General features: G+C 35.1%; 14 protein-coding genes and 1 pseudogene. 6 read left to right on the plus strand and 9 right to left on the minus strand.

Annotated elements, in window-relative coordinates:
- Position 1: 1 nt before the first annotated feature.
- The 5 genes from lptC (at position 2) to IV494_RS04000 (ending at position 3884) form a co-directional block, all read left to right on the plus strand.
- Entirely contained in the window at positions 2–592 is a 591-nt protein-coding gene (gene lptC / locus IV494_RS03980) for an LPS export ABC transporter periplasmic protein LptC (RefSeq protein WP_196078863.1), read from the plus strand.
- 31 nt (positions 593–623) lie between these two features.
- Positions 624–1670 carry an anhydro-N-acetylmuramic acid kinase gene (locus tag IV494_RS03985; RefSeq protein ID WP_196078864.1) on the plus strand — a complete coding sequence of 349 codons (1047 nt, stop codon included), beginning with the start codon at positions 624–626 and terminating at the stop codon, positions 1668–1670.
- Between the two features lie 27 nt (positions 1671–1697).
- Positions 1698–3215, plus strand: a complete 1518-nt coding sequence (locus tag IV494_RS03990; RefSeq protein WP_196078865.1) for a carbon-nitrogen hydrolase family protein — start codon at positions 1698–1700, stop codon at positions 3213–3215.
- 121 nt (positions 3216–3336) lie between these two features.
- The gene (locus tag IV494_RS03995) at positions 3337–3594 is read left to right on the plus strand and encodes a hypothetical protein (protein WP_196078866.1); all 258 of its coding nucleotides are present in this window, start codon (positions 3337–3339) and stop codon (positions 3592–3594) included.
- Positions 3591–3884: a type II toxin-antitoxin system RelE/ParE family toxin gene (locus IV494_RS04000; protein WP_196078867.1), complete on the plus strand. Its 294-nt coding sequence runs from the start codon at positions 3591–3593 to the stop codon at positions 3882–3884. Before IV494_RS03995 ends, IV494_RS04000 begins: the two co-directional genes overlap by 4 nt.
- Positions 3885–4142: 258 nt before the next feature.
- Here IV494_RS04000 and IV494_RS04005 read toward each other — a convergent pair whose 3' ends face one another.
- The 9 genes and pseudogenes from IV494_RS04005 to IV494_RS04045 form a co-directional block, all read right to left on the minus strand.
- A complete protein-coding gene (locus tag IV494_RS04005; protein WP_230379895.1) occupies positions 4143–6572 on the minus strand; it encodes a TonB-dependent receptor plug domain-containing protein in 2430 nt (809 codons plus the stop codon).
- 34 nt (positions 6573–6606) lie between these two features.
- Entirely contained in the window at positions 6607–7416 is an 810-nt protein-coding gene (gene kdsA, locus IV494_RS04010; protein ID WP_196078868.1) for a 3-deoxy-8-phosphooctulonate synthase, read from the minus strand.
- A gap of 151 nt (positions 7417–7567) precedes the next feature.
- Positions 7568–7978 (minus strand): type II toxin-antitoxin system HicB family antitoxin, encoded by a 411-nt coding sequence (locus IV494_RS04015; protein WP_196078869.1) that lies wholly within the window; start codon positions 7976–7978, stop codon positions 7568–7570.
- A 44-nt stretch (positions 7979–8022) separates the two neighbouring features.
- Positions 8023–8127: pseudogene (locus tag IV494_RS14705) on the minus strand (type II toxin-antitoxin system HicA family toxin); the annotation flags it as partial.
- Between the two features lie 161 nt (positions 8128–8288).
- Positions 8289–8816 carry a DUF1697 domain-containing protein gene (locus IV494_RS04025; protein WP_196078870.1) on the minus strand — a complete coding sequence of 176 codons (528 nt, stop codon included), beginning with the start codon at positions 8814–8816 and terminating at the stop codon, positions 8289–8291.
- A 69-nt stretch (positions 8817–8885) separates the two neighbouring features.
- A complete protein-coding gene (locus IV494_RS04030; RefSeq protein WP_196078871.1) occupies positions 8886–9332 on the minus strand; it encodes a hypothetical protein in 447 nt (148 codons plus the stop codon).
- A 48-nt stretch (positions 9333–9380) separates the two neighbouring features.
- Positions 9381–12380, minus strand: a complete 3000-nt coding sequence (locus tag IV494_RS04035) for a zinc-dependent metalloprotease (protein WP_196078872.1) — start codon at positions 12378–12380, stop codon at positions 9381–9383.
- A 292-nt stretch (positions 12381–12672) separates the two neighbouring features.
- The gene (locus IV494_RS04040) at positions 12673–13662 is read right to left on the minus strand and encodes an adenosine deaminase (protein WP_196078873.1); all 990 of its coding nucleotides are present in this window, start codon (positions 13660–13662) and stop codon (positions 12673–12675) included.
- A 43-nt stretch (positions 13663–13705) separates the two neighbouring features.
- A complete protein-coding gene (locus IV494_RS04045; protein ID WP_196078874.1) occupies positions 13706–17191 on the minus strand; it encodes a glycosyltransferase family 117 protein in 3486 nt (1161 codons plus the stop codon).
- Positions 17192–17415: 224 nt separating this feature from the next.
- On the opposite strand from IV494_RS04045, the gene IV494_RS04050 reads away from it, so the two are divergent.
- A complete protein-coding gene (locus IV494_RS04050) occupies positions 17416–18453 on the plus strand; it encodes a PLP-dependent cysteine synthase family protein (protein WP_196078875.1) in 1038 nt (345 codons plus the stop codon).
- Positions 18454–18497: the final 44 nt, after the last annotated feature.

Here is an 18497-nt window from a genome sequence, read left to right on the forward strand (position 1 = left end):
AATGAGTCTTTCCAGAAAAATATTCTATAAAAATATAGCCGCCTTTTTAGGGTGTGCTATATTTTTTGTTTTAATTTCCTGTGATGAAGATCTTACCAAAATCAGTAAAAATAAAAACGTCAATTTTCCTTCGCAAATTATCAATAATGCCAATATCGTACAGCGCGATTCTGGAATGATAAAACTGCGTGCAAAAGCGGCCCTTATTGAAAAATACGAGTATATCGATTCTCCTTACATCGTTGCGAGAAAAGGAATTAATATTCTTTTTTACGATAAAAAGAAACCGAATGTTCCAGGGAAGATCACTGCGAAATATGCCAAGTTTAATGAGAAAAAGAAATTTTACGAGGCCAAAGGAAATGTGAAAATCATCACCAATGAAAATCAAATGTTTGCAATGCAATCGGTTTATTGGGATCAAAATAAAAGATTAATTTATACTTCAGATACGGTTTACGTAACCGATAAAGACGGCTCAACGCTTGTTGGTGCGAACGGAATGAAGGCCAAAGATGATTTCTCTGAATATACTTTCTTTAATAATTCAGGCGATATCAACGCTAAAAAAATCCCTGAAAAAGGAAGGTGATTTTTCGTAAATTCGTGAAAAATTTTTCTTTATGGAGTTTCATGCAATCGGTTTAATGTCGGGAAGCAGTCTGGATGGACTTGACATTTGTTACGCCAAATTTCAAAAGGAAAATAATACCTGGAAATACGAAATCCTAAAAGCAGAAACCATCTCTTATTCTCAACACTGGGATGGAAAATTGCGAAATTCTATCAATCTAAATTCTGAAGAACTTTTCGCTTTACATTCGGAATATGGTTTTTACCTGGGAAAAAGAGTTCAGGAATTTATTGGACAATTTTGGTTAAATAATGTAGATTTAATCGCTTCTCACGGTCACACGGTTTTTCATCAGCCGAAAAATAAATTTACCTTACAGATCGGCGACGGAAGAGCCGTTAAAATTTTAAATCAAATTCCGGTCATTTACGACTTTCGAAGTCAGGATGTTTTGATGGGTGGAAACGGTGCTCCACTTGTTCCGATCGGTGATGAACTTCTTTTTTCTGAATTTGATGCGTGTTTGAACATCGGTGGATTTTCTAATATCTCCTTTAAAAAAGAGGGAAAACGAATCGCTTTTGATATTTGTCCGGTCAATATTATTATGAACCAGTTTGCTAAAAATTTAGGAAAAGATTTTGATGAAAACGGAGATTTTGCTCGAAGCGGAACCGTTAATTTTGAGATTTTATCTTTATTAAATTCTCTGCCTTTTTATGAATCTTCGGCACCAAAATCTTTAGGAATTGAATGGATCAATTCAACTATTTTACCTTTATTAGAAGGAGAAACTGCCGAAAATGTGTTGGCAACTTTTACGGAACACGCTGCTTTTCAACTTGCTGAAATCTTAAATCAATATGAAATTCAAAAAGTTTTATTTACAGGTGGTGGAACGTATAATTCCTATTTAATTGAACGCATCAAAAATAAAACTTCAGCAGAAATCATTATTCCGGAAAAAGAACTGATCGATTTCAAAGAAGCTTTGATCTTCGCATTCATGGGAGTTTTGCGTATGAATAATGAAATTAATATATTGTGCTCTGCGACCGGAAGTTCGGCAGATCACTGCTCCGGACTTTTGATTTAAACTTCCTTTAACTTTAAAAATAAATTTATGCAAATAGATATTAGAAAACTCACTCTTGATGATTACGATGAACTAAGAGATACAATGCAGAAAGCATATCCCACAATGTCGGAAAGTATCTGGTCCAAGAAAAGCATTCAGAAACTGATCAAAATTTTTCCGGAAGGACAAATCTGTATCACCGTTGATGACAAAATTGCGGCGGTTTGTTTGGCGCTCATCGTTCAATATGAATTATATGGTGATGATCATACTTACAAAGAAATTACAGGAAATTATACATTCAACACGCATTCTGACACGGGAAATGTTTTGTACGGAATTGAAATTTTCGTGGATCCAGAATTTCGGGAGTTGCGTTTGGCAAGAAGATTATATGATGCGCGAAAAGAATTGTGTGAAAAACTCAATTTAAAATCGATTATTGTCGGTGGCAGAATTCCTAATTATCATTTACACAGTCATGAACTTACACCGCGTCAGTATATTCAACAGGTTCGAAAAAAAGAAGTTTATGATCCGGTTTTGAGTTTTCAGTTAGCGAATAATTTCCTGCCGGTTCGGGTTTTACAAAATTATTTACCTGAAGATTTACATTCAGAAGAAAACGCCGTTTTATTGCAGTGGAATAATATTTACTACAGCAAAAAACCCAATACGATGCAGGATTCTGTCATCCGTTTAGGTTTGGTTCAATGGCAAATGCGACATTTCAAAGATATTGATGCTTTCTTCGAGCAGGTAGAGTTTTTCATTAATGTGATGGCAGATTATAAATCTGATTTCATTATGTTCCCCGAATTCTTCAATACGCCTCTGCTCGCTCCTTTCAACCATTTAAGTGAAAGAGAAAGTATGTTCAAACTGGCGGAAATGACGGAGGAAATTAAAAACAGATTATCCCAGTTAGCGATCGGTTACAACATTAATATTATCGGTGGAAGTATGCCTTTTATCGAAAATGATGACTTGTATAATATCAGTTATTTGCTTCACAGAGACGGAAAAATTGACGAACACCGTAAAATTCACATCACACCAAACGAAAAGAAATTCTACGGAATGAAAGGTGGAAACGAAATCAAGGTCATCGACACCGATTGTGGTAAAGTTGGATTGGTGATTTGTTATGATGTTGAATTCCCGGAATTACCAAGAATTTTAGCAGATCAAGGAATGAAGATTTTATTTGTTCCTTATTTAACTGATACGCAAAATGCTTACATGAGAGTTCGTCATTGCGCCGCAGCAAGAGCAATTGAAAACGAATGTTATGTTGCTATTGCAGGTTGTGTCGGAAATTTACCTGGTGTCAATAATATGGATATTCAATATGGACAAGCGGCGGTTTTCACACCGTCTGATTTTGCTTTTCCTTCTAATGCGATTAAAGGTGAAGCAACGCCAAATACAGAAACAACTTTGATTGTAGATGTTGATTTGAATTTGTTGAAAGAATTGCATCATTATGGCGCGGTTAGGACGATGAGTGACAGGCGGAAAGATTTGTATGATACAATCAATTACAACAGCGAAACAGAATAAAAAGATCCCGAGACTTTCAAAGTTTCGGGATTTTGTTTTTAAACTTAAATCCGCAAACTTTCCCAAAACGAAATTTCCTCTGGAAAATTAATTTGTACATTTGTTTTATAATTTTAGTAAAATGGCAACACAAGATATTATCATTTTTGAACCTAATTCTTCTGAAGAAACTGATGCATTAATTGCTTTTGGTAAAGCTTTGAAATTAAAATTTAAAATTGCTGAAAGTGAAGAATTTGTTAATAATCAGGGAATTCAAATTCCTGAAGCGCATAAAGCAATTGTAGCCGAAAGATTAGAAGATTACCGGAAAAACCCGCATACCAATTTAAATTTTGATGAGTTACTGAAAGATATCAGAGAAAAATATAACTTGTGAATTATGTGATTGAAAATAGACCGAGAGTTTATGATGATATTTTAGAAGCTGTAGATTATTTCTTTTCAATTAATCCAAAGCTAGCAGAAGATTTTCTAGACAGAATCGAGGAAGCAAAAATTAAAATAGAAAATACTCCGAAAGGTTTTCAAATACAATATCTTAATGTTAGAACAATCTTGTTAAGGCAATTTGCTTATCATATTTATTACATTGTTGAAGACTATAAAATAATTATTCTCGCTGTTCTTCATGCTCAAAGTGGGGAAGAGAAAATTAGTAAGATTTAAATCCTTTTTTCTAAAATATATCTAAAACAAAACCCAGTACAAAATGTGCTGGTTTTTGTTTGATTTTCAAAACCACACAATAAAGATATTTATCTTTATTTAATTTCCTGAATCTCATTTTATAATTCTTAATAAATTATTTAATTATAAATCCCGAAAACAAATTAATTTTCGGGATTTAAATATTTTATTAAAATGAGATTGAGTGATTAAAAACTAATTACACTTGGCTCTTTCTACTTTTTCAATGGCTCTTATTTAAAGTTTAAACTCCAATTTCACATTAAAGAATCTCCCCGTCAATCTCACAGGAACCGGATAATTATAACCCGTAGAAACATCATTCACCCATTGGTTCGCAACGGTATTGCTAATGTTGAAAGCATTGAAAATCTGTACGCCTAAAGTCAATTCTTTAAATTTACTCCAAACTGCACCTCTTGCTTTATTGTCTTTTTGATCGATGAAAACTTTAGACAAACCAATGTCAACTCGTTTGTAAGAAGGTAAAGTTCTTTGGTATTTATAAGGTGCTTCGAAATCTGGTTTACCGTTACCATCTAAAGAAATCGGTGTTCCGGAAGGTAATCCGTTGGCGAAAACTAAAGTTAAGTTTACGCGCATTGACGGAAATTTCGGCATATAATCCTGATAGAACATCGAAAATCTAAATCGTGGATCGGTTGGTCTTGAAATATATCCTCTTCCATCAATATTTTCTTTTACGCGCGCATAACTCGCAGAAATCCAGGAATCAACTCCCGGAACAAATTCACCAAATAATCTGGTATCGATTCCGTAAGCATAACCTTCAGAATTATTTTCTCCAGAATAACGGATTCTTACATTATCTAAATAGTAAGGAATCAAATGATCCATCTTTTTATAATACAGTTCAGTCGTCAATTTAAATGGACGATTCACCATCTTAAATTCGTAATCATTCGCCAGGATGATCTGCATTGATCTTTGCGACTTGATGTTTGGATTAAAGTTACCATCCAGATCCTTGATCTCTTTATAGAAAGGCGCCTGGTAATAAATTCCACCCGAAACTTTGAATAACATATCCATTTCCCAGTTCGGTTTTACAGCAAATTGTGCTCTTGGAGAAATGATGGTTTCATTGTTGAAATCCCAATGAGACGCGCGAACTCCGGCATTTACAAAAACACGATTATCGCCCCAGAAGAATTTTTTGGAATATTGTGCGTAACCTGACATTCTGGTCGGTTGAATATGATTTGCACCAGCAATATTAAATCTCAAACGAAGTTGAGAAGCATCTAAAGTGCCGGGATTCACAAAATCTCTCGGCGTGCTGTAACCCAAAGAATCGATCAGTTGCCATTCATTGGTGAAATCCTGTAAATTTTCTTTTTCAAATTTTAAACCTATTTCAAAATCTGTGTTGACATCCGGAGAAAACTTAGTTTTAAGCTGTGCGCCGTACGTTTTTACCATCAAATCATTTCTGGCGTGATCAATTTGTCCACCCACATCGTACGAAGTAACTGGCGCTCCGGTAATTGGATCAAAAGTTTGCAACATGTATGCAGAAGCAATCGTGTAATATTCTTTTTCGCGGTTTTGGTACGCAAAACTGTCTAAACTAAACTTCCATTTTGCACTTGGTTTAAAATTAATGGTCGCCGTTCCCATCATATTTTTATACTGATCATCTTCTTTACCGTCATAAAAAACACTCAGTTTTAAAGGAGCTTGCAACGATCCGAAGTCAACTTCTTTTACTTTCGGGATCATTTCATAGTCATTCTTGCTGACATAACCGATGAAAGAAACATCCCATTTATCATTAAACTTATAATTAATGTAGGTCTGAAAATCCATATACTGTGGATTAAAATCAGTGTCTTCATTCAAAGTATTCAGGACTAAATTGGTATTTCTGTATCTTCCGGAAAATAAGGCTGATAATTTTTTATCCTTTGAAGCAAATCCAGTTGAAAGTCTTGCTCCAATTAAACTTACTTCACCTGAAAGTTCAAATTTGGTCGGCTGTCTGTAATAAATATTTAAGGCAGAAGACATTTTATCACCGTATTTTGCTTCAAATCCACCCGCAGAAAAGTTGATCGCCTGAACCATATCGGGATTGATAATACTCAAACCTTCCTGCAAAGAATTCCGAATTAAAAAAGGGCGGTAAATTTCGATGTCATTAATATAAATTAAGTTTTCATCGTAGTTTCCACCTCTAACCATATATTGCGAAGACAATTCGGCATTTGAATTTACAGAAGGTAAAGTTTTCAATAGTCCTTCAACACCGCCGGAAAGTGAGGCAACCTGTTGCGCTTCTTTCGCAGAAATTTCTATAGATGTAAGATCGGTTACTTTTGGCTTTCCTTTTTTCTGAAAAACAACTTCCTGAATTTGACTTTCCCGCTCAATATTTGCAAACAGAACATTTACGTTTTGAACTTTAGGATTGACTTTAATATTTTTGGTAAAACCTCTGAAATTTTCTTTTTCTACCGACAAAATTTGCTCAGATTCGGCAATTGGAATCTTTACAAAACCTTTATCATCAGTCGTAAAAGTTTGATTATTATAAGAAACATTCGCCTGAGAAACAGGATTTCCATCGTTATCTAAAACTTTTAGATTGATTTGCGAAAATGCGAAGATTGGCATTAACGCCAGGAGTAAAAGTATTTTTTTCAAGGCTGAGAATTTAGTTTTTAAAGATAACAAAAAATTAGAGAATCGCTTCTCTCACGCGCGTTAATTTTTGAAGCAGCTCTTCGAGTTTATCGAGTCTGAGCATATTTGCGCCATCAGAAAGTGCGACACTTGGATCGGGATGTGTTTCAATGAAAAGTCCATCAGCACCAACTGCGATTCCAGCTTTTGCGATGGTTTCAATCAATTCTGGTCTTCCGCCGGTTACGCCGGAACTTTGATTAGGTTGTTGCAAAGAATGCGTTACATCCAAAATAACGGGAGCGTAATTTCTCATGGTCGGAATTCCTCTAAAATCAACGACCAAATCAGTATATCCAAAAGAGTTTCCACGTTCGATAATCGCGGTTTTGGGATTACCGGAATCGTTTACTTTTTGCACCGCAAACTGCATAGATTCTGGAGAGAGAAACTGTCCTTTTTTCAGACTCACACATTTTCCTGTTTTTGCAGCAGCGATTAATAAATCAGTTTGACGAACCAAAAACGCTGGAATTTGTAAAACATCAACATATTGTGCGGCTAAAGCTGCATGTTCGTTTTCATGAATGTCGGTCGTTGTAGGAATATTGAAAGTTTCACCGACTTTCTTCAGAATTTCCAAAGATTTTTCTTCGCCAATGGTAGTGAAAGAATCTACTCTACTGCGATTTGCTTTTTTGAAACTCCCTTTGAAGATGTAAGGAATTTCATATTTATTGGTCATTTCCACAATTTTTTCGGCAATTCTCAAAGCCATGTCTTCTCCTTCAATAATGCAGGGACCTGCAATAAGAAAGAAATTTTTTGAATTTTTGTGGTGAATATTGTCTAGGTATTGAATCATGAATGAATTATTTAATATTAAACGATCGAAATACAAAAATAGTGATTTTTTTAATGAAATTTTTTATAAGTTTTGGCTAAAGCCGCTAGGAATTATCAAAAAAGAAAACGGGCTAAAGCCCGTTTCTATTGATTCGTATAACCGTTGAAAATTAAAACTGAACGGAGAGCAATTCTCTACCAAGTTCATGAACGGCTTCTTGAATCTTTCTAGTTTGCTCTCTAGATGCAGTCGTTAAACCATTTTTATACTGTCTTAAAAGAGATTCATTCATATTTGCTTTTTTCGCGATCGAAGATATTTTTAATTCAGGCACCAATTCGAAAAAAGAGGTTAAATTCATTTTATAATCAAATTCAACATTGTCAAATTTATTGGCGTAAGTTTCTCCTAAATCTTTTGCAACTTCAATATGATCTGCAAAAGCATTCTCAAAATTAGAAATTAATTCTTCTAAACTATTTCCAAACGTTGTTACAATACCTTCAAAATTTTGTGAAGTTCCCCAATAAGTTCCATCGTTAGATTTCTCAATAGAAACCTCAATTTTTTGATTTTTCATAATAATTAAAATTATACAAAATTATAATTCACTAAATATTTCACTTATTCGATCCCTGCTTGTTTTAATATCGATTTTACAGTTCCGATAGGCACATCCTTTTTCGGTTGCGGAATAGTCACAATTCCCTTTTTCACCAAATGTTTAAAATGATGATGACTTCATTTGGTTCTAACAATATACCAACCATCAGTTTCAATAATTTTTATTAATGAACTTGATTTCATAATACAAAGATATATAACATTTTTGTTATAAAAAAAGTTTGAGTAATATTTTTAAATCTAACATTTAAGGACAGGAAAGAAAATTAAAACTTCTTCACAATTTTTTCAATCGTATTCAAATTCCGTGAAGTCATTTTTTCTTTCAAAGATTTTTTACCTAAAATTTTTCCGAAGTTTGAATGTAACGTATTTCCTTTCGCAACTTGCCAGTAAAAATTTTCACCTGCAATTTCACCTTTTTCGTTTTCCGATTTAGTGGCATTATTGAATTCTGTCAAAAGAATTTTGGTAATTCCTTCATTTCCAACAAAAGCATAAATATGCAAATCATCCGATTTCGTAAATGGATTTTTATCTAAAATGTTGAGAACTTCTTCTTTAGTTTTAATGAATAAAAAAGCTTCGTAATTAAAATGCCGTGAAAATGCTTTTTCTAAAATCCTCTTTAATTTAGATAAATTTTTGTCAGAAGAAAATATTATATTTCCGGTTGCTAAAACGGAAGAAACTTCTCGCATTCCTGCATCGGTAAAAACTTGGCAAACTTCGCCCATTCTCATAGGAGTCCCATTTACATTGACACCGCGTAGAAAAGCACAATATTTTTTCAAGATTAAAAGTAACGTTTGTTGATGAAAATTAGAGCGAGATTTTCTATAATTTGAGTATGATATAAATCCTTATTTTACGAAGTCATTGATTTGACCAACTTCAACTTCTTTTTTTACTGCAGGATTTGTATAAACTTTATACTTATTGCAACTGCCTTTTAAAAGCTCGATAAAATATTGCACACCATTTTCCAAATAAGCTCCTGACATTGACGTTGGAAAGACCGTTAAAGAAATTACTTTTAGATCATCTGCAGATTTTCCTTTATAGATCTTTAAATCAGGAACAGCTACTTCCGAAATACTTTTTTCTTTAATATAAAATAAGACCGGCTTCCCGTAAACATCGAAGAGGTTGATCTCGAAACTGGCATTTGGGGTTAATTTTTTCTTTTTTACCAATTCTTTATTCCATTTCTTCACATTAAATTTGAAAATAAATTCCTGCTTATTTTGTCCGGACAGGAATCCGGAGAAAAGTATAGATACAGCGAGTATTAATATAAATCTCATCATATTTGATATAAAAAAAAGCCACCTTTACGATGGCTTTTTCAAAGTTAATTATTTTTTAATAATCTTTTCCTGGTGAATTACTTTTTTATCATTTAATAATGTAATGATGTAAGTTCCGGTTTTCAAACGGCTAACATTGATCGAATTATCTTTTAAAACATTACTCACTAACATTCTGCCGGAAGCATCAAAAATCTGATACCCTGTAATATTTTGTTTGCTGATGACAGACAAATAATTATCTACAGGATTAGGAGCCAGTACAATATTTTGATTTAACGTTGAACTTTCTACCGTACCTAAAACTACAGTTAACAACAGATCTCTGCTGTTTCCGCTCACCGCAAAACACGCGCCCGTCGCAGAAAGTTCTGTGAGCGTTTTATTAACGAATGTTGAAGCATTTAAGGTATTTGCATAAGAAATTCCCTGAACGGTATAAGTTCCCGCTGGTAAAGAGGAGAAGTTGGCTGTTGTACTAACTGCTTTTATTTTGCTGTCAGAATTTAAAATCGCAGCAAAAGTATAATTGTAACCTGCAGGTGTTGACAAGATATTATATAAACTTCCTGGTCCAGTGCTCGTAATGGTGTAGGTTAAATTATTTGCAGGATTGCTAAAGTTGCAAATTACAGCATAATAGGTAATTCCCTCTTGTAAAATCATACTTTGCGTCGAATTAGCAGAAGAGTAACTGCTACCACTCACGTTATAAGCATTCGAAGCAACAAAGTTACCCAATGAGTAAGGAGTACCGGAATGAATTGTTACGATAAGAAAAGCACCTGATTTTGTAAATACATAACTTCCGGTTTTGGTTACTTTAAAACTATAAGTAACTGAGGGATAATTAGAGGCTGCCAGTTTTGGCGCTGTAAGAGTGATATCTGAATAAGCATAAATATTGTTTGATGTTGCCGTCGTGTAATCTATATTTTTAATGGTGAAAGAATTGCCTGCTGCAGAAGGAGCTGCCATATTTAGATTACTCGCGGCAGAACCAACAGAAGCAGTAACAGCAGAAGTTGGACTTATAAAAGAATTATAAGCATTGCATGTAGAAGTTATTGTAAAATTATTATCAGATACGTCAAAGAATTCTGCAACTGGACTTAATACTGCGACAACTTTGATCCGCGCTGTCGTGGTGTTTGGGACATTTGGCAATGTTATCGATTGAGAGCCATCATTAGGAGTATTTGCTGCTAATGTGTACGGAAACGTATTTCCTCCATCGGTAGAAAGCAAAATATTTACAGTCGTTTTTTGAGAACTGGTTCCATTTACATTCCACGTAATTGTTGTGGCAGCAAGTGCTGCGATGGAAATTCCTGCCGCAGAAGGCGATGTAACCTGAAGTGGCCCACTGTTCGCAACTGTTACGATCATTTCATCTGAATCTAAACCACCCGAAAGTGCATTATTATCTCTAACTGTAAATCTAAATTTCATTGACCGTGCAACAGCAGGTAAAACTTCTGCTTCATTCGTTGGTGGCACATTTTGATTATTAAGGATGAACTGCATACTTGGAAAAGTTCGTTCTGTACTGGAATTACTTTGCAAAGATCTAAACAAGGGTGCACTCGCAGTACTGTTATTTGCCGTGTAACCACCCACACCAGCTATTGAATTTCCAAAAGCTCCTTTATCATTTGCGCTTGCAACATCTGCCTGTTCCCAAGTGTAAGATAAATTAGTGTCATTTGGATCAGAAGCAATTCCTTTTAATTGAAACGGAGTATTAAATGGGATGGTAATATCACCTCCTGCATTTGCCGTTGGTAGAAGATTAGCCGTATTTTGTGCGACAAAACAACTTCCTGGTCCGGTTAAGTTAGCGGTGATCTGATCCAGACTTTTTGCGTTAAAATAATTTAATCCATTATTTCCTGTATTGGTTTGATTCGCGGGGATCATACAGTTATTTCCGTAACTCATGATCGTGGTTCCGGAACCCGGTTCAACAGCAGCAGCAGCATTCCATCCAGATGTACAAAAAGTCGGACTTCCTGCGCTTCCGCCTACAGCATTAAAAGTATGACCAGCTGTAAACTGATGTCCCATTTCGTGAACTATTAAATTGGCAGTTATACTTTTTGGTAATGTTACATTCCACTGGCTGCACGCTCTGGCTTTTGAAGTGTTACTACAAGGTTGATTTCCAGCCTGACCTTGAGCACCGCCAGTTGTGATGATGTTAAAGGTATGTCCGATATCATATAATGCATACGGTAAAGTTCCATTACCATTCATAGTTACAAAACCTGCCTGCGAATTAGCTGCACTTGCAAATGATGGATCTACCGTGAAAGGATCAGTAGCTGGATCGGTGAAGATTAATGTTTTATCGGTGGTTTTTGAAATGACGTTAAATGAAATTGAGACCTCAGATTCATAAATTAAATTGATCAAATTCAACATGCTTAAGGCTTCTGCCAAAGCAGTGTTTTGATTGCCCCCAAATGCCTGCGTAAATTCACCTGTAGTTGCAATCGCCATTCTAAATTTTCTGATTTGATTACCATAGGGAAAATTAGGAGCGGAAATTTTTGAAGAGAGGTTTTCTTTTACAGCATTTAACTCTCTCATAATATCTGCACTGGCGCCATTATCACAGGTGAAATTTGTGCCAAAATCTGCGAAAGCCGGATAAACTCTATAGTTTGTGGCAGAAGTTTTATACTGTTCTACATAAAAATAGCCCTCTTTATTTTTAATGATGGCTACGAAATGATCAGAAAAAAGAGATAATTTTAAAGTTGCACTTCCGTCAGATGAAACGCCATTAAAAGTGGTCAGATCAGTAGATCTTTCACCGGAAAGGTCGTTTTCCTTTAAATTATAAGTCACCTTCTCCCCATTGTAATTGGGTAAAGTGATGCTTAAGTTTTTAATTTGTTTCTGCGATGATCTCTGCAAATTGACAGCACTTTCTAACGCACTGATATTGACAGGATAAACCTTTCCAGGAATGTCATTTTCTTTGATTTGCTGCGAAAATAACATTCCGGAGCATAAGGTAAAAAGGAGTAAAAATTGTTTCATGATATTGACTTTTCACAAAACTACCTAAAAACCCTATAGAAAAGTCGGGTTATTTCACCTTTTTATTTACATTTTTTTTAAATATCGATGGAAAGCGAAAATAATTAAGAAAAAGCGACCATCCAAATAGTTGGATGACCAGAGCAATATTTTAAAATTTTACAAGAGTTGCGAAAACAACGAATGTTTATAAACAATTATTTCTACAATGATAGATTGTTCAACATTCGGGGGATTGGAATAATTTTTAAATTTGATAAAGGAGATCTTCTTCAACTTTCAAAGTTGAGATTTAAATCTTTTCCAAATATTTGAATTTTTCCTCCTCCGAAAGAAATGAATACTCGAAAGAATTGCGAACCAATTGTTTTACTTCCTCCAAAGATAAATCTAAAGCTTCAATGACGCTTAAATAGTTTTGAGTCAAATAACCACCAAAATAAGCGGGATCGTCTGAATTCACGGTTACTTTTAAACCTAAATCCAACATCTGTTTTAAAGGATGATTTTTGATATCATCTACATTTCTCAGTGCGGTATTTGAAAGCGGACAAACCGTTAACGCCATTTTTTCTGAAACCAATCTTTCAACCAGTTTTGGATCTGTCAGACAATTATTTCCATGATCGATCCTGGCAACCTTTAATAAATCTAAAGCTTCCCAAATATACTCGGCTGGACCTTCTTCTCCGGCATGGGCAACAGGAATATAGCCTTCTTCAACCGAAGCTTCAAAAACTTTTTGAAATTTTGAAGGTGGATTTCCTTTTTCAGAAGAATCTAATCCAACCATTGTGATTAAATGTCTGTAAGGAAGAGACTGTTGCAATGTTTCAAAGGCATCTTCTTCCGATAAATGACGCAAATAACTCATGATCAATAAAGACGAAATTCCATGATTTTTTTCGGCATCTTCTCTCGCACGCTGAATTCCATTAATAACTGTCGAAAATTCCACGCCTCTTTTGGTATGTGTTTGCGGATCGAACATGATCTCTGCATGCACGATATTTTCTTCAACGCAATGCTTAAAATAAGCCATTGTGAGATCATAAAAATCCTGCTCGTGAAGAAGAACATTTGCACCGGCATAATAAATATCCAGAAAATCTTGTAAGTTCCCAAATTGATATGCCTGTTTTACTGCTTCAACATTTTTATAAGGAATTTCGACCTTATTTCTTTGGGCAATTTCGAACATTAATTCAGGTTCAAAACTTCCTTCGATATGGAGATGTAATTCTGCCTTTGGAACTTTTTTGATGTATTCTGCGACCGTCATTTTTCTTAAGAATTTTTCGTAACTACTATTTTTTACGCTTCAACTATTGAGTTGCTTTCATAATAGCACTCGTGATCTGCTCTTCTTTTTCTTTGGAATAAGTAGAGTCATAAGGATTCATCACGTCAAATAAATAGGTATAAAAAGGCGTGATTTTCTGCACATTCTCAGATTGCTTGATGGCTTTTTCTTTGCCCATTGTCTGAAGATCTTTTACGAAAATATTAAACCTTTTATCAATTGGTTCAATGGATTTTACTAAGTAAGAATATCCTTTTTCCTGCTGACCGATTTTTTTATAAGCATCTGAAACTGCACCTACAATCAGGGAATATTCCATTGGTTTTGTACGCATTTGTCTTGCCACAAATCTTTGCTCACCCGGTGACAGACTGTTGTAATAATCATACTCCGTAAAGATTCCTTTTTTGAGTTCTTCAGCCAGTTTCAATCCTTTCTGTTCCTGCCCGGAAACGATGTAACCGTAAACAATGGAACTTAAAGATCTCGGATCATCATATTTAACAACCGGAATTTCTTTTGAAACCAAATCGAGTAATTCAACTGCTTTTGCATTTTGGCCGGAGAGCGAAAGTGCTTCTGCAGCGCGACTTACCGAACTTCTGTAGCTCACTATATTTTGCGTACAAGTTTCATCAAAATGAACTTTCAGGTCTTTGAAATTACCCCATTTATAATTTTTAATGGTTTTGTACAAGGAATTGGCATCTACTCTACCCATTTCTCCATCTTCTCTTTCATCAGTTTTAATTGGAACCAGTCGGTAACTGAAACCATCGTACTGTAAATAATCTCCTAGATAAAAAATATTTTCAGGATCGTAAATTCCACCTGAAGAGAAATTGATCGGCCTTTTCCAGTCGAAGTTCGCTAAAATATCCAGCAGCAATAAATTGTTTTTAAACATACTGTTGCTCTTATATTCAATCGTGATCTGATCTACAACTTGTGGCAGATCTTTCGCTTCGATGGTTCCTGATTTTACCGCATTTGCTTTATTTACAGGCATTATAAATTTAGAAACCGGCAAAAAATTGAATTTCTCAAATTTTGCATCTCCAAAAAGCAGTTTCAAAATTTCGTCTTTGTCTTCTGATTTTGTTTTGATGAAATTCATGGCTTCTTTTAAAGTCATTGAATCCTGAGTCTGAAATTTTCGGAAACCAGCAAAAGTTGTTTCCGGCGCTCCCTGCTCTTTTAGGTTAGCGAAAACATTTTTCCAGTCATCTTTCGTCATCAGATAGATCTGATCATTCGTTCCATCGCGGTAATCATCATGATTTAAAACCGACGGAACAGGCATTGAATTGTAAGTTCTGCGTTTTACCTGATCGATATTCCAGGGCGTAGAAAGCAAAGTGAAATTCACCACTTTCACATCATCCCGAAGTCCCGACGTTTCCTGCATTCCCCAAATCGGATAGGTGTCATTATCACCATAAACAAAGAGAATATCATTTTTGGGTAAAGATTTCAAGGTTGAATATGCATAATCATATGCAGTGTAGCGGTTGCTTCTGTCGTGGACATTATAATTCTGGAAACCCATCATTAATGGAACTCCAAGAAGAAGAATTCCGGCTCCAATGTTGACCGTGTTTGATTTTACTTTTGTTTGTAGATACCAAAGCAAAGCTCCGGCTCCTAAACCGATCCAGATCGCAAAAGCATAGAAAGATCCGACCATCGCGTAATCTCTTTCGCGAACTTCAAAAGGTTTGACACCAGTGTAAAATACAATTCCCACACTAGTCAATATAAATAAGGACAGGATCGCATAAAATCGTCCAAAATCTCTTTTCAACTGGAAGAAAAACCCGATGATCCCTAATAATAACGGCAAAAAGAAAAATGCAACGGTGCTTTCATTTTTAAATTTCGCAGGCATTTTACTCTGGTCGCCCCACATTGCGTTATCAATAAATGGAATTCCGGAAATCCAGTTTCCTTTATTATTTTCCATGTGTCCTTCGAGGTCATTTTGTCGACCTACGAAATTCCACATCAGATATCTCATAAAATAATATCCGTTTTGGAAGGTGATGAAATAATCTAAATTTTGTGCTAAAGAAGGTCTTTGAACATTGATTAAGTTGTATTTTTTTACTTTTAAATAATCATCTGCTTTAATGGTTCCTTCTTCGTATTTTGTGCGGAGATCCTGAAATATTTTTTTCGCTTCAGGATTGTCTGCAATATCTTCATTGGCATAATTAAAGGAGAAATCCGGTGCGCCATACATCGAAATGTAATTAGCCATCACATCTTTATCTTCACTAAACATTCTCGGCATAAAACTTACATGATCCTGGCTGAAAACGTAATTGAAACGATCGCCAACTCTTCTGTAGGTACCTGATTTTTCGTCTTTCTCGTAAACGTCGCCCGTTTTTTCAGTTTTATAACTGCCGTCTTCATTTTTCTGAATTCCGTTCGCATCCAGATAAGCAGTGTAATTTTGACCATAAGAAGTCGGCCAGTCTCCATATTGCACACGGTTGTAATAATCTAACATGCCGATGGCGTTGTCAGGATTATTTAAATTCATGGGTGGATTTGCAGTTGCACGAATAGGAATTACCATCCAGCAAGAGAAACCGATCATCATATAAACAACCGATAAAATAATGGTTTGATAGATATTTTTCTTTGATCTCTTCGCATATTTAATCGCGAAGTAGCAAACTGCCACTAAAATAAGAAACGCGAATATAGTTCCGTAGTGAAATGGAAGACCAATTCCATTGACAGCGAAAATTTCCATTTTTCCAAATAGAGTCATTATTAAAGGGAAGATTCCTTTAAACACAATTCCTAAAATAACGAGAGTGAAGAGATTTGCCCAAAGAAAGCTTTTCCACGTAAACTCATAATTTCTCGCATAATATATTAAACAAATCGCCGGTATTGCCAACATACACATCATGTGAACACCCACAGATAAACCAGTTACAAAGAAAATTAAGATGATCCATCTTTCATTATCAATATCATGATATTCGTTTTCCCACTTCGTAATCAACCAAATTAAGAGCGCAATAAACATACTTGTCATCGAGTAAACTTCGCCTTCTACCGCCGAAAACCAAAAAGTATCAGAAAAAGTAAAACATAAAGCGCCCACAACTCCAGCAAAAAGAATAGAGATCTCCTGATGAATTGTAATTTCACTAAAGTCTTTATTTAAAAGTCTTCTGACCAAATGTGTAATCGTCCAAAACAAAAAGAGAATGGTAAATGCACTAAACAGAGCCGACATTGAGTTGATCACGATGGAATAATGTTCCCCATTACCAAATGCAAACATTGCGAAAACCGCTCCTACCAATTGGAAAAGTGCTGATCCGGGAGCATGCGTAACCTCCAGTTTTACAGCGGAGGAAATATATTCTCCACAATCCCAGAAACTGAAATTCGGTTCCATGGTTGATAAATAAGTAAGAAATGCAATAACGAAAACAACCCATCCCAAAAGGGTATTCCATCGTTTAAAAGACCAGTTTTTCATAGATAAAAATTCAATAGTGCGAAAATAGGGATTTTAGGTTACTATTCAGATATTTTAACAAATTTTAAATGACTTGGCGTGATTCTTGTCCGGCTAGGTTGCAAAATAATTTTGAAAACTCTTTTACAGGAGATGCGATATATCATAAAACTTCATATAAATTGTTGAATTATTAAATTTTTCGTATTTTTGCGCTCACGGTTTTCTAGAGAAAAAATGAAACAATGACTCATGTTTACGATAACATTCTTGGCTTAATCGGTCATACACCTTTGGTTAAATTAAATAAGGTGACCAAAGATATTTCTGCAACAGTATATGCGAAACTAGAATCTTGTAATCCTGGTCATTCTACCAAGGACAGAATTGCAATTCATATCATAGAAGCGGCAGAAAAAAAAGGACTTTTGAAACCCGGATCTACGATCGTAGAAACTACTTCTGGTAACACTGGTTTTTCGATCGCAATGGTTTCTATTATCAAAGGTTACAAATGTATTTTAGCAGTTAGCGATAAAACGAAAGCTGAGAAGATCGCCTATTTGAAAGCTTTGGGAGCTACCGTTTATATTTGTCCTGCCAACGTTGCGCCTGATGATCCAAGATCTTACTACGAAGTTGCAAAAAGAATAGCATCTGAAATTCCAGATTCTTTATATATCAATCAATATTTCAATGAACTTAATATTGATGCGCATTATCAATCAACTGGTCCTGAAATATGGAAACAAACAGAGGGAAAAATTACGCATCTTATTGCCTGTACAGGAACAGGAGGAACTTTATCAGGTTCTGCTAAATTTTTGAAGGAGCAAAATCCAAACATTAAAATTATCGGAGTCGACGCTTCAGGATCGATATTAAAAGGTTTCAAAGACACGGGAAAAATTAACACCTCGGATATTCATCCATATCAGATCGAAGGAATGGGGAAAAATTTAATTCCTTCAGCTCTTTTGTTTGATAAAATTGATGAATTTGTACGGGTAAATGATGAAATGTCTGCTTACAGAACTCGTGAAATTGCTTTGAAAGAAGCCATCATGGGAGGTTACACAACCGGAGCAGTTGTTCAGGGTCTATTACAATACGCCAGTTCTCATGAGTTTTCAGCAGATGATGTCGTAGTAGCGATTTTTCCAGATCACGGGTCCAGATATATCACCAAGGTTTACAGTGATCAGTGGATGGAAGAACAGGGTTTCATCAATAATGGTGTTCCTAATTACGAAGAAGTCTTCAAAACGGAAGTAATAAAATAATATAGCGTAAAAGAAAATTAAAAAACCTTTTTGTAATAGCCGAA

Source organism: Kaistella gelatinilytica (assembly GCF_015679325.1).
GTDB lineage: Bacteria > Bacteroidota > Bacteroidia > Flavobacteriales > Weeksellaceae > Kaistella > Kaistella gelatinilytica.

Bases quoted from the DNA above. Each gene is read 5' to 3' on its own strand.
- IV494_RS03995 (WP_196078866.1), top strand. From the start codon at position 3,337: ATGGCAACACAAGATATTATCATTTTTGAACCTAATTCTTCTGAAGAA.
- IV494_RS04035 (WP_196078872.1), bottom strand. From the start codon at position 12,380: ATGAAACAATTTTTACTCCTTTTTACCTTATGCTCCGGAATGTTATTT.
- IV494_RS03985 (WP_196078864.1), top strand. From the start codon at position 624: ATGGAGTTTCATGCAATCGGTTTAATGTCGGGAAGCAGTCTGGATGGA.
- IV494_RS04050 (WP_196078875.1), top strand. From the start codon at position 17,416: ATGACTCATGTTTACGATAACATTCTTGGCTTAATCGGTCATACACCT.
- lptC (WP_196078863.1), top strand. From the start codon at position 2: ATGAGTCTTTCCAGAAAAATATTCTATAAAAATATAGCCGCCTTTTTA.
- IV494_RS04040 (WP_196078873.1), bottom strand. From the start codon at position 13,662: ATGACGGTCGCAGAATACATCAAAAAAGTTCCAAAGGCAGAATTACAT.
- IV494_RS04030 (WP_196078871.1), bottom strand. From the start codon at position 9,332: ATGATGAGATTTATATTAATACTCGCTGTATCTATACTTTTCTCCGGA.
- IV494_RS03990 (WP_196078865.1), top strand. From the start codon at position 1,698: ATGCAAATAGATATTAGAAAACTCACTCTTGATGATTACGATGAACTA.
- IV494_RS04015 (WP_196078869.1), bottom strand. From the start codon at position 7,978: ATGAAAAATCAAAAAATTGAGGTTTCTATTGAGAAATCTAACGATGGA.
- IV494_RS04045 (WP_196078874.1), bottom strand. From the start codon at position 17,191: ATGAAAAACTGGTCTTTTAAACGATGGAATACCCTTTTGGGATGGGTT.
- kdsA (WP_196078868.1), bottom strand. From the start codon at position 7,416: ATGATTCAATACCTAGACAATATTCACCACAAAAATTCAAAAAATTTC.